Raw genomic sequence first — 13,200 nt, forward strand, 5'->3', positions numbered from 1 at the left:
GAGAAATTTTCTCAGCTTTTTTTATTGGTAGTAAGATTCCAGGAAAGAGAAAAATTCTGTCATTCTGAACCAGTTATTGGTGGATAGGTAGACGAATAATACAGCTACTGTAAGGGTTAAAAGTGATAGTATTCTGGGGGATGACCGGTAAGCGTAAAAAAGCCATCCTATCAGCAGTGGATATACAAAAACAAAGTGTCCTCCATAGATGTATGAAGTGTGAAGGCCAAACCTCATCACACAGTGTATTACAATGTCAACCAGGAATGAAAGCATAATGACCTGGACCCATTTATTTTTAAAATTTTTACAATAACTCCAACTTATCAGTATCAATAGGGCTGCGACAAACAGATAAGGAAATACAGATGAATAAACATCCATATAAAGGGCTTTAAAGGAAAAACCTTTCATATTATGCTTGTCTGAAGTAATAAAGCCCGGAAATAAGATATTTCCGCCAAAAAAGAATGAAAGGACCATATCCCAGGCCGGAAGAGACTCTACATTGGAAAATTTCTCATACTGCTGATTGGTTTTTGAAAAGATATTCTGGTATTTGAAATCAATTCTGTTCAGGTAAAGCAAGGCATAGAAGATAATAGCAATTGTTCCCCTTATAAGGGCATTTCCTAATTTTTTCCAATCCCTGAAAAGATTTTTCTCAAAGAATATCGGGATAAATACTTTCACAATATTGGTAATGGTAAGCCCTCCAATAGTGACGGCAGCAAGTGACAATGCTGTTGCTGGTATTTTTTCCTGTGTTCTTAACTTCAGGGCAGCGTAATAATTGTATAAACTCAGTAAAAAGAGGGTATAGGTAAAGTTTTCAGGAGTGAATGACAGAATGATATTGGTGGCAAAGATTCCAAAAAACAGGATGATCAGAATAGTTAATGACAGCGGGAGCCTGATGATGTTTTTCAGGTATTTAAAAACCTGGATGATATTTAAAGAGATCATGATGTTGCTGAGCCATGCCAGTGTAAGTCTGAAGGAAGCATCCGTTTTACCTCCCGAAATGAACAGGCAGAACTCTCTGATTCCATTGAAAAAATAATAGGATAGAGGGTGTCTTTCAAAACTTCCACCTGTCATCAGGATAGATTTGTTGTCAAAACTGAAATAGGCATCCCATGGAATTCTGCTGTCGAAGATGATCCGGTAGTGAAGCGCTATATAAGAGCCCAGAATTCCGTAGCAGGTGATAAAAAATAAGAAAACGGCAAGTTCGGTATAAGTGGAAGGGAAAACGAGCCTTAGAAAATTAATGAATTTTGTTTTGATAAAAGACACGGGTCAAACTTTTTGCAAAAGTAAAATAAAAAACCACCAAAGCTGGTGGTTTTATCAATATTGTGTAAATGGGATTATTGTTTGATGATTTTTTCAGTAGCAAAAGTTCCGTCTGTAAACTCTATTCGCATCAAATAAGTTCCTTTTGGAAGATCAGAAATATCTGTTTTTCCGGAATCTGTGGTGTGGCTCATTGTACCTGACATATCAAAAACGGAAGTCGATTTTACCTTTTTATCTGTTGCGATATTGACTTCTCCTTTCGTAGGATTGGGATAAAGCGCTACCTTATTTTTTGCCTTTGAGATTTCATTTGTTGCCAGAACACCTGAAGCGGTAAGCTTTACATCATCCAGCATGAACATATATTTGTTTGCAGACATGTACTGGAAGCCTATTCTTACCGTTTGTCCTGCATAAGCATCCAGATTCAAAGTAACCTGCTGCCATCCGGCGTAAGGAGCTGTTAGGGCTGCCGCACTGGAAATAATAGTAAAGTTGGAGCTGGAGATCGGGCTGGCACTGCCTACATAGACGCCTACCTTATAGCTTTCTACATAATCAGGAGATAACGCCTTCACCCAGAATGTAAGGGTATTGGAATTGGTTCCCAATGTTACTGCCGGGGAAATCAGCCAGTCATTGTTGGCCGTTACTGAAGCGGTTGGGGATCCGGCCCAGGATGCCGCATATTTTTGACCGCTGTGTGCCGTGAAATTTCTTACCTCTTCATCTGCTGCAGTTGAAGTAAGATTGTTTGTTACATTACAAGCTGTAGGATTGAAGATCTGGAAAGCCATTGGATCTCCAACATTCGTCCAGTTGGGTGTCCATGATGGAGACGTTTCACCTCCGATTACAGGGCCTCCGCCATAGTAAGTTCCCAGTCCATCCAGGTCAAGGGTCAGCCAGTTCCCGAAGCCTGTAATCGCAAAATTCGTGTAAGATTCAAAACCTTCATCTATTAAAACGGTTTGGGCATGGCCTATTGTTCCCAACAATAAGCCTAAAGAAAGTATAGCTTTTTTCATGTTAAATATTTTTTCTAAAATTAGTGAAAATTTTCAATATGATAATGAATATTCAATAAATAAAGAAAAATATTAACTTTTTACTAGGAGCTGCATGAAAGTGTAGAACATCCGGTAATATCGTCGTAACTATTGGGTCTTTTGGCTGAAAATTCAGGAAACCTTTCTTCATAAGGATTCTCTAAAGCGATGGTCAGCTTTTCAAGCAGGGCCGTCTTCCCTTCATTGATTTCTTCAATACATTGGTAGAGGAGATAATTTCTTAAAGTGAATTTAGGGTTGTTGCTTTTCATGGTTCGTAAAGAAACCTCTTTTGAAGAATGATTTAAACCCAGCCTTGATTGATACTGATGAAGGAAATCCTGTAATTTTTTCAGTTTACGGTCATTCAGAAGGATGTAGGATACATTTTTGAAAATTTCCGTTGCCTCAATAGCTGATGGATCTGCATTTATTTTTTCCAGCTGGTTAAAAAACAAAGTGTAATCCAGCTGTAATTCCTGCATGAGTCCCTGCCAGTTCGTGAAAAACTCTTCATCATCTTTTCGGAGTTCATCAAAACCGAATTTTTTGCAAAGCATTTTGTCATGGGTTTCCCAGAAATAAGTTCCAAAATGATTTAAAGTATCTTCCAGGAATTTTTCATCTTTAATTAACGGGTGCAGGGCATTGGCGAGCTGCCAAAGATTCCATTGGGAAATCTGGCCCTGTTTTCCGAAGGCATATCTTCTTCCGGGAAGGTCAGTTGTATTGGGGGTGAAGTTTAAATCATATTCATCCATCATAGAATACGGGCCGTAATCTATGGTTAATCCTAAAATAGACATATTATCAGTATTCATAACTCCGTGTACAAATCCTACTCTGAACCATTCAACGATTAAGTTAGCGGTACGGGTGCAGACCTCTTTAAAGAAGTCTTTATATTTTTGAGTATCCGGTGAAGTAATTTCCGGGAAATAGTTTTCAAGGGTAAAATCAACAAGCTCCTGCAGGTTCTTATATTCCTTTTGGGCGGACATCAGTTCAAAATGGCCGAAACGGAGAAAACTTTCAGCTGTCCTGATCACAACAGCTCCCTTTTCCAGTTGGGGATTTCCGTTGTACATCATATCACGCACGACATCTTCCCCGGTAAAGGCCAGGCTTAGTGCTCTTGTTGTAGGGACTCCCAGGTGATACATGGCTTCACTCATTAGATATTCCCGTACAGAGGATCTTAATACCGCCCTTCCGTCTGCATGGCGTGAATAGGGTGTGGCGCCCGCTCCTTTCCATTGGATCTCTGTCTTTTTGCCGTCCTTGTTTTCGATCTCTCCTGCCAGGATAGCCCTTCCATCCCCAAGTTGCCCTGCCCAGTTTCCAAATTGATGTCCTGCATAGGCTGTGGCATAGGGCTGAATGTTTTCAGGAAGGTTATTTCCAACCAAAAAATCCAGATCTTTTTCTTCAAATGTTCCCAATCCTATTTCTTCAGAAAGGGCCCCGTTGAAAGCAATCAGCCTTGGATGGTCAAAACCGGCAGGGCTGATGGTGGCAAATAAAACCTTAGGAGTGTTTCTCTGCATGGGATTATTAGAGAAGTCACCCGGAAATTTCTTGATAAAAGGCTGTCTGATGCGTTCGATATTCATTCATCAAAGGTATTAATTATAAAAGAAAAGACCTTCCAAATTATTGAAAGGTCTTATGTATCTCTAAAAGAGAATTTATTTATTAAAGTCTACCTCATCGTTGGAATGAAGGTTTTCATTAATGTTTTCCTCTTTCTTTTCCGTTGTTTTCTTCGGAGCCGGCTCCGCAGGTTTTGGATTTTTGATCTCGTCAATCGTCTGAAGGCTTCCATCATCTCCATATCCTCCTCCAAGGCTTTTAAGGTTTGAACATCCGTCTTTCCAGTCTGAAGGTTTAACGAATTTATCATCAGGTGTAACTCCCAGACTCTTATCTGCCCATACTTTCTTCATGAAGATCGCCCATATTGGCAATGCCATTCTCGCACCCTGACCTTCACCTGTGCCAAAGAAGTGAGTCGCTCTGTCTTCCCATCCAACCCATGCTCCGGTTGCCAATTTCGGTGTGATTCCCATAAACCAACCATCGGAGTTGTTCTGGGTAGTTCCTGTTTTAGCAGCAATTTCAACAGCTTTCGAAATTCCTCTTCTGCTCAGTTCTCCAGAAGCTGTTCCGTACTGTGCAACCCCTTTCATCAGTTCGATCATCGTGTAGGCATATAAAGGATTCATGACCTCTTTAGGCTCTACATTAACCTCTTTAATCACTCTACCGTTGGCGTCTTCAATTCTCCAGATCATTTCCGGTTTATTGTAGTTTCCGTAGTTCGCAAAAGTACTGTAAGCCCCTAACATTTCATAAATGGTAATATCTGATGAACCTAAGGCAATGGTATTGTTTCTCGGAATATCTTCTGTTACTCCCAGATCTCTTGCCGTCTGGATAACAGCATCTACTCCTGTCATTTCAATAAGTCTTGCAGCAACAGGGTTTTGAGAGTGTGCCAATGCATCTTTTAAAGTAAGCATTCCTCCTCTTCCCGGTACGTGCCATCCGTTATGATCATACGTTCCGTTGGAAACGGTTGAGCAAGGGGTCATTCCCAGTTTCATAATAGCAGTAGCATATACGAAAGGCTTAAATGTGGATCCTACCTGTCTCTTACCCTGTTTGATATGGTCATATTGGAAGTGCTGCCAGTCTATACCGCCAACCCATGCTTTGATCTCTCCGGTACCCGGAACCATAGACATTAAGCCGGCCTGTGCGATCTGCTTGTGGTATCTGATAGAATCCCAAGGAGACATTTCTACCTCTTCTTCTCCACTCCACGTAAATCGTGACGTTTTGATCGGTTTTTTGAATTCCATCATGATGGAGTCTTCAGGCATACCGTCAGCTTTTAACAGTTTATATCTGCCTGTTCTCTTCATGGCCTGAAGCATTACGTCATTGATCTGTTTGTCTGTAAGGTAGTAGAACGGTCTGTTTTTTCTTCCTCTCTGCTCGGCGTCAAATCTTTTCTGAAGATCTGTCAAATGCTCTTTAATGGATTCCTCTGCATATTTCTGCATTTTAGAATCAAGCGTAACATATATTTTTAAGCCGTCTTTGTATAGGTTAAGTTTTTTACCCGTTTCTTTTTCGTAGCCTTCAAGATACTTATCAATCTCTTTTCTCAGATAGAATTTGTAATAAGCCGAATATCCGTCAGTAATGCTTTTAATAGGGTGGAAGTCTACTTCTACCGGAGTATTGATTGCCTTTTCGTAAGTGGCGGCATCAATATAGCCCGTTTTCTGCATCTGATCCAATACTACATTTCTTCTTTCCTTTGCTTTTTCAGGATATCTGTATGGGTTGTTCTTTCTTGGATTTTCAAGCATGGCAACAAAAGTAGCGGCTTCAGGAAGGGTAAGTTCTGAAGTTTTTTTGTTGAAATAAACCCTGGAAGCCATTTCAACGCCGTTAGCATTGAAAAGGAAATCAAACTTATTGAAATAAAGAGTGATGATTTCTTCTTTAGTATATCTTTTTTCAAGACTTACTGCTACTACCCATTCTTTCAGTTTCTGGAATGCTCTTTCTATTTTATTTTGAGAAGCTGTTCCTGTAAAAAGAAGCTTTGCCAGCTGCTGGGTGATCGTGGAACCTCCTCCACGTCCTCCTCCGTAAGCCACTGCTCTGGCAATAGAGTACAGGTCAATCCCTGAATGCTCTTTGAAACGTTCATCCTCTTTAGCCTGTAAAGCGTAAATAAGATAAGGGGGAAGATCTTTGTAAACAATAGGCTGTGTTTTTTCTTTTTCAAACTTACCTAAAGTAACTCCGTCTGAAGAGATGATTTCAGAAGCGACAAAGATGTCCGGATTTTCAAGTTCTTTTACATCCGGCATTTCTCCAAGGAACCCTTGGGAGACAGCAAAGAAAAGCCCTGAAATTCCTAAAACTACCGCAATAAGTCCAATCCAAATAAATGAGACCCATTTTTTCCAGGAGGTGTCTTTCTTTTTTTTGGGAGGCAGAGGGAATGTTTTCCCTTTATTTCCTGTATTTTTTTTGTTTTCTTCCATTTATGGTTACGGTTTAGCCGTTTCTATTTTTACCCCGATATCCTCAATTCCAGGAAGGATGTCATTTCTCATGGCCTGAGTAAGGCCAATCTCATATTTTCCTTTTCCCGGAAATCTGTAATTCAATTTATATTGAAACAATGTTTCTTTCGTATCACCAAAGCCTGTACCAAGCCATTCTCCGTTTGGTTTTGCCAGAACATAATTCAAGGTGTCGGTTTCCTTTTTTTTGTTCTGGAGATTGGTGAAATTAACAATGAACCTTATATTGCTGTAAGGGTAATTGTTATTGTTTCTTAGGACAAATATAATATTTTTAGGATTCTGCGGATCTGAAATTTCAAGATTAAATTTTTGCTCACTTTTCTTATTCCACTTATTGTCAACAGAATTCATAATAACATCTTCTCCTGAAGAAGAGTTGCAGCTAAAGAAAAGAATCAGGGAAAATAATCCTAAAATTTTACGCATTTTTATCTTTTTTTGGAGGATATTTCTTTTTAAATTTCTTCTTGTTCGGGTTGTTTTGCGGTTTTTTCTCAGAATCAGAGCTCGCCTCTACTTTTTCCACAGGTGCTTTTTGCTGCGGTTTTTGGTGGTGTTTAGGCTGATTTCCGGAATGGGCATTTGGGTTTTCGCCTTTTTCTGGTCTTTCAGATCTTTCCGGTCTTTCTTGTTTTTCCGGTCTGTTTCTCTTCTGGCCCTGTCCCTGCTGATTATTGTTCTGCTTATTCTGGTTGTTTCTGTTTCTGTTCCCTCTGTTTTTCTTTTCAAAGCGGTCAACATTGTTCTCCTGGATCAGATCAATCGTTTGAAGCGAAGGTTCAGGTTGCTTCAGATCTTCCAGCGGAAGTGTTTTTTCACCTCTTTTATTTTTTGAAATTAATTTTTTTACAAGATCAATATCAAAATCATACCAGGCAATAGAGTTTTCTACATAAGCAAACCACATTTTCTTTTTGAAAACATCTATTTTAATACAGAATGCTCTTCCTTTTTCTGTATCTAATGTGGTAGAAGAGGATGGAAAATTGCTTAATGCATCCAGATAACTGTCAAGTTCATAATTAAGGCAGCATTTAAGCTTGCCACACTGGCCTGCCAGTTTTTGTGGATTGATACTCAGCTGCTGGTATCTTGCGACATTGGTATTCACTGATCTGAAATCTGTAAGCCAGGTAGAACAGCAAAGTTCACGTCCGCAGGACCCGATTCCGCCTACTTTTGCAGCTTCCTGTCTGAATCCGATCTGCTTCATGTCGATCTTGGTTCTGAAAGCTCCAGCATAATCTTTGATCAGCTGTCGGAAGTCTACCCGGTTATCAGCGGTATAATAAAATGTGATTTTTGAAGCATCACCCTGATATTCTACATCAGTCACTTTCATTTCAAGACCTATTCTTTGAGCAATTTTTCTTGCTTCCAGCTTTACGCTCTCTTCTTTTTTTCTTGCTTCCTGCCATACCTCAAGGTCTTTTTGGTTGGCCTGTCTATATATTTTTAGTACAGATTCTTCAGAGGTTTTTTTCTTTTTCATCTGAATCTTTACTAATTCTCCAGTAAGGCTTACTACGCCTACATCGTGTCCGGGACTTGATTCTACCGTAACTACACTGCCTATATGTAAAGGGATATTATTTACATTCTTATAAAAAGATTTTCTGTCATTTTTAAACCTAACTTCTACAAAGTCACACCTGTTAGGTGCCGGATTGTTGATGTTAGAAAGCCAGTCAAAAACACTTAATTTATAACTATTCCCGCAGGTATTTACATTTTCACAGCCAGTTGCAGTCTTCTTAGGACCGCAAGAATGTGCAGAATCGCCGGATGTTTTGCATCCACAACTCATATTACTATTATTTATAATCTTGCAAATTTATGTAAATTTATCTTTATGCGATTCTAAAATATTCAAATATTCGAGAACGCGATTGTTTAAGGTTAAACAAAGCCTCTGTAATTATTTTTTATCTGCCTTAAGTCTTTAAAAACAATAGTTTTGTGTTTAATTTTAACCTAACTGCTATTTTAAACATAGTTTTCTTTTTGTATATTGTTTAAAATGTTGGGAAATATTAACAGACGTATCTAAAATAATTTTATATTTGGGTTATATAATAATAGTCTATGAAAAAAATATTAGTATCAACTGCTTTATTGGCGGGTGTTCTATCTTACGCAGGAGGCTTCAGAGTTTCTCTGCAGGGGGTAAAACAATTGGCAATGGCGCATACTAGTGCTCATGCCGAAGACGCAAGTGTGACATTCTTCAACCCGGCGGGTATGTCATTTATTCCTTCCAAACTGAGTGTAGTGGCAGGAGGGTTTGGTGCAAGTAATAAAGTTACTTTTCAAAACTTAAATACTTTACAGAGCACAGAAACGGATAATCCCCTAGGAACGCCGATCTATGCAGCGATTACTTATAAACCAATAGAAAACCTATCCGTAGGTTTCAGTTTCTCGACTCCTTTTGGAAGTACAATACAATGGCCTGAAAACTGGGAAGGTAAGGAAATGGTCCAAAAATTAGAACTGAAGAGTTTCTATTTCCAGCCTATGGTTTCTGTGAAATTGGCTCCTTGGGTATCATTTGGGGCAAGTTATATCTATGCCAAAGGAAAAGTGGACTGGGATAAAGCAGTAACACAATTCGGAGGTCAGCTTAATATCAATGACGAAAAAGCAAGCGGACATGGTTACGGATTCGGGTTCTATTTCAGGCCAGATCCGAAATTGGATGTGAGTATTGCTTACCGCTCTCCGGTAGATATGAAAGCTAAAAACGGAACGGCTACCTTTAATTTCCCTTCCAAATCTATTTACCCGTTATTGGGGCTGGATCCGGCGACAGGACAGGATAAATTTACAGCGACACTTCCTTTGGTTGAAGAATATACAATCGGTTTAACCTATAAGGTAACTCCAAAATGGCAGGTTTCTGCAGACTTTAACTATCACGGATGGGAAAGATACAGTAAGCTGGTATTGGATTTCGCAACGGCTCCAGTTGGAAACCAGGCAGATCCTACCGTTCTTGTAAGTCCTAAGAACTTTAGAAATTCAAAAACATTCAGACTGGGTACTCAGTATGCGTTCAATAATATGATTTATGGGCGTTTGGGAGCTTATTACGATGAATCTCCTTACACCAATGAAAACTTTATTCCGGAAACACCGTCATTCAACACCTATGTGGTTACCGGTGGGCTAGGGTTTAAATTTAAACAATTTGGAGTTGACGTTGCAGGAGGGTATGCAATGCCTCAATACAGAAACGTGAACAATGCTAATCTTGGATTCTACGGACAGGCAAAAGCCAAAGCGTTCTATTTCGGTCTAGGTTTATCGTATAATGCTTTTTAATTAAAAGACTATGAAAAAAATTATAATATCGACGATTGCTGTTTCGGCACTTCTTTTTACTGCAACAAGCTGTAAAAATGATTTCGATACTGATGTGAAAGATATTCCGGTAACGAAAGGAAGTGCAGACTTTACAAGATATGTAGCCTTAGGAAACTCTTTAACCTCAGGTTATAGAGACGGGGCTCTTTATATAGACGGACAAAATGAGTCTTATCCATCAATGATTGCTCAGCAGATGAAGCTCGTGGGAGGAGGAGATTTCAAACAGCCTTTAATGGCAGATAACAACGGAGGGCTTCTTCTTGCCACTTCGCCTACTACCACTATGCAGATCGCCAATACAAAGCTTTATATTAATGCTTTTGTAGATGGTAATCCTGATATCAGGAATGCTAATAATAATGTGGCAACAACAGTAGTCAATACTGTGTTGGCAGGACCTTTTAATAATTTAGGAGTGCCGGGAGCAAGGGTGGCGCATTTATTAGCACCAGGGTATGGAAACGTAGCAGGAGTGGCCGTAAAGACTGCAAACCCTTATTTCGTGAGATTTGCTTCAGACCCCAATACTTCAGTGATTGCTGATTTTAAAAAACAAAATCCTACGTTTTTCTCTTTATGGATCGGGAATAACGATGCATTATTATATGCTTTGGCTGGAGGAGACGGTACCATTGAACCTCTTACCCCTCCTGCTCAGTTTGCGCAGTATTACAATGCATTGATCGATCAGATTGCAAGTACAAATGCTAAAGGGGTGATTGCCAATATACCCAGTGTAACCTCTGTTCCTTCTTTGACAACAGTACCTTACAATCCTTTGACATCAGCTGTCTTAGGAGGTGGAAATACTGCTGTAGGAGATGCTACTATTGATAATTTAAATGCCAATGTATACGGGCCTTTAAGCCAGATTTTAACAGCATTAGGCGCCGGAGACAGAATGAAACCTCTTTCTAAAACGGCAGCCAATCCATTGCTGATTAAAGATGAAAGCTTAGCCGATTTAAAAGTACAGATCATTGCGGCTGCGACGGCTTCCGGGAATCCAACATTAGTGGCTTTGGCTCCCTATCTTGGAGTTACTTATGGGCAGGCCAGACAGGCAAAATCAGGTGATTTAGTTCCTTTAACAACAAAAGCGGAGATTGGTAAGCTTGAGACGCTTCCTCCGGGAGTACCGGCATCCCTTGGCGCTAGAGGAATCGCTTATCCGTTTGCAGATAAATATGTACTGACATCAACTGAAGTTACTGAGGTGAACGCGGCTATTGATGCGTATAATGTAACGATTAAAACTGCGGCTGCTAATAAAGGATATGCTTTTGTAGATGCCAATGCTAAAATGAAAACTCTGGCGGGACAATCCGGCATCTCTTGGGATGGGGTGAAGTACACGGCTAAGTTTGTGACAGGAGGAGCATTCTCATTAGATGGAGTGCATTTGACCGGTAGAGGATATGGTATTATTGCCAACGAATTTATAAAGGCAATTAATGCCGGTTATAATTCGTCTCTTCCGCAGGTTGATCCGAACAAATATTCCGGGGTTAAATTCCCATAATTGTTGATAAAATAAAAACTTAGAAACCACAGGAGTTATTCTTGTGGTTTTTTTTTAAATTTGCAAAATCTTTTAAAAAGTAAAAATGGCCGATCAGTTAAGTTATCTATTTTGTACAAGAACCAGCAGGGACTTGGCAGAAAAAATTGCCCAGCATTATGGGAAAGAATTAGGAAAAATCAATTTTCAGGAGTTCAGTGATGGTGAATTTGAGCCTGTTCTGGATGAATCTGTAAGAGGAGGAAGGGTTTTCCTAATCGGATCTACGTTCCCACCTGCAGACAATCTTTTAGAGCTTCTCTTAATGATTGATGCAGCGAAAAGAGCTTCTGCAAAAAGTATTACTGTCGTAATTCCTTATTTTGGACTTGCAAGACAAGACAGAAAAGACAAGCCAAGAGCTCCAATCGGGGCTAAGTTAGTTGCTAACCTTCTTACTGCAGCAGGAGCAACAAGAGTAATGACAATGGATCTTCACGCAGATCAGATTCAAGGATTCTTCGAAATTCCGGTAGATCATTTATATGCATCTTCTATTTTCGTAGATTATATCAGATCTCTGAATCTTGATAGTCTTACGATTGCTTCTCCGGATATGGGAGGTGCAAAAAGAGCTAAAAACTACGCAGGGCATCTTGGTGCGGAAGTAGTTATTGCATACAAAGAAAGAAAAAAGGCAAACGTTGTAGAAGAAATGTTCCTTATCGGTGACGTAGTGGGTAAAAATGTTATCCTTATTGATGATATGATTGATACCGCAGGAACGCTTTGTAAAGCTGCAGATATTTTAATGGAGAAAGGGGCAAAAACTGTAAGAGCTATGGCTACTCACGGGGTCCTTTCAGGAAAGGCTTATGAGAATATTGAAAACTCAAAACTTCTGGAAGTTATTGTAACTGACTCAATTCCTGTTAAAAATAATTTGTCATCCAAAATAAAAGTGCTATCTTGCGCCCCATTATTTGCGGACGTTATGACTATGGTTCATGAGCACAGATCAATTAGCAGTAAGTTTATTATTTAATTGATTTTCAGCTGTTTGCAAATTAAACTTACAATAATTTTTTAAATTTTTTATAAATGAAATCTATTACAATTCAAGGTACAAAAAGAGAAAGCGTGGGCAAAAAGTCTACAAAAGCTTTACGTGATGCTGAATTAGTTCCTTGTGTTGTTTACGGAGGTGGTGCGCCATTGAACTTCTCTGCTGAAGAGAAAGCTTTCAAAGGTTTAGTGTACACTCCTGAAGCACACACGGTATCTATTGAAGTTGATGGTCAAACAATTCCAGCTGTTCTTCAGGATATTCAGTTTCACCCGATTACTGACAAAATTCTTCATGCAGACTTCTATCAATTAGCTGACGATAAGCCAGTGATCATGGAGGTTCCTGTAAGAATTACTGGACGTTCGAAAGGTGTTGTAGCTGGTGGTGTTTTACGTCAGTCTTTCAGAAAGCTAAAAGTAAAAGCAATCCCTGCTAACTTACCGGATGAAATCGTTGTAGACGTTACTCCATTAAGAATTGGTAACAAACTTTACATCGGTGGTATCAAAGCAGAAGGATATACTTTCATGCACCCTGACAACGCAGTAGTAGTTGCTGTTAAGATGTCTAGAAATGCAATGAAAGGTGGTGCAGCTGCAATGGATGATGAAGATGAAGAAGAAGTTGCAACTGAAGAAGGAGCAGCTCCGGCAGCAGAAGAAGCTGCAGCAGAATAAGAATTGCTTATTTAAACAATATAAGACCCGTCATTTTGGCGGGTTTTTTTATTTGTGCTGTGCGGAAAAGAGGGTTAAGGAGCTCAGCTTTCTTTGTCCTTCTGCCCTTTCGCGATTTTAC

Annotated in this window: 10 protein-coding genes; 4 read left to right on the plus strand and 6 right to left on the minus strand. The window is 39.5% G+C overall.

Features of this window, described 5'->3' with window-relative positions; translation table 11 throughout:
• Positions 1 to 21: 21 nt before the first annotated feature.
• From MUW56_RS11195 to MUW56_RS11220, 6 genes are all read right to left on the minus strand, one after another.
• Complete coding sequence (locus tag MUW56_RS11195) at positions 22 to 1,299, minus strand: DUF6080 domain-containing protein (protein ID WP_292013272.1); 1,278 nt, start codon at positions 1,297 to 1,299, stop codon at positions 22 to 24.
• A gap of 74 nt (positions 1,300 to 1,373) precedes the next feature.
• A complete protein-coding gene (locus MUW56_RS11200; RefSeq protein ID WP_292013273.1) occupies positions 1,374 to 2,330 on the minus strand; it encodes a choice-of-anchor J domain-containing protein in 957 nt (318 codons plus the stop codon).
• Between the two features lie 83 nt (positions 2,331 to 2,413).
• A complete protein-coding gene (locus MUW56_RS11205; protein WP_292013274.1) occupies positions 2,414 to 3,964 on the minus strand; it encodes a protein adenylyltransferase SelO family protein in 1,551 nt (516 codons plus the stop codon).
• Between the two features lie 75 nt (positions 3,965 to 4,039).
• The gene (locus tag MUW56_RS11210; protein WP_292013275.1) at positions 4,040 to 6,418 is read right to left on the minus strand and encodes a transglycosylase domain-containing protein; all 2,379 of its coding nucleotides are present in this window, start codon (positions 6,416 to 6,418) and stop codon (positions 4,040 to 4,042) included.
• Between the two features lie 6 nt (positions 6,419 to 6,424).
• On the minus strand, positions 6,425 to 6,889 hold the full coding sequence (locus MUW56_RS11215; RefSeq protein ID WP_292013276.1) for a gliding motility lipoprotein GldH: 465 nt from the start codon (positions 6,887 to 6,889) through the stop codon (positions 6,425 to 6,427).
• Positions 6,882 to 8,270, minus strand: coding sequence for a regulatory iron-sulfur-containing complex subunit RicT (locus tag MUW56_RS11220; protein WP_292013277.1), 1,389 nt, complete (start codon positions 8,268 to 8,270; stop codon positions 6,882 to 6,884). The genes MUW56_RS11215 and MUW56_RS11220 overlap by 8 nt, the downstream gene beginning before the upstream one ends.
• A gap of 278 nt (positions 8,271 to 8,548) precedes the next feature.
• Between MUW56_RS11220 and MUW56_RS11225 the strand changes: the two genes are divergently transcribed.
• The 4 genes from MUW56_RS11225 (at position 8,549) to MUW56_RS11240 (ending at position 13,079) form a co-directional block, all read left to right on the plus strand.
• Positions 8,549 to 9,787: an OmpP1/FadL family transporter gene (locus tag MUW56_RS11225; protein WP_292013278.1), complete on the plus strand. Its 1,239-nt coding sequence runs from the start codon at positions 8,549 to 8,551 to the stop codon at positions 9,785 to 9,787.
• 10 nt (positions 9,788 to 9,797) lie between these two features.
• Positions 9,798 to 11,354, plus strand: a complete 1,557-nt coding sequence (locus MUW56_RS11230; protein WP_292013279.1) for a G-D-S-L family lipolytic protein — start codon at positions 9,798 to 9,800, stop codon at positions 11,352 to 11,354.
• 85 nt (positions 11,355 to 11,439) lie between these two features.
• The gene (locus MUW56_RS11235) at positions 11,440 to 12,378 is read left to right on the plus strand and encodes a ribose-phosphate pyrophosphokinase (protein ID WP_292013280.1); all 939 of its coding nucleotides are present in this window, start codon (positions 11,440 to 11,442) and stop codon (positions 12,376 to 12,378) included.
• Positions 12,379 to 12,434: 56 nt separating this feature from the next.
• Positions 12,435 to 13,079 carry a 50S ribosomal protein L25/general stress protein Ctc gene (locus MUW56_RS11240; RefSeq protein ID WP_292013281.1) on the plus strand — a complete coding sequence of 215 codons (645 nt, stop codon included), beginning with the start codon at positions 12,435 to 12,437 and terminating at the stop codon, positions 13,077 to 13,079.
• The last annotated feature ends 121 nt before the right edge of the window (positions 13,080 to 13,200 follow it).

The organism is Chryseobacterium sp., assembly GCF_022869225.1.
Classification (GTDB): domain Bacteria; phylum Bacteroidota; class Bacteroidia; order Flavobacteriales; family Weeksellaceae; genus Chryseobacterium.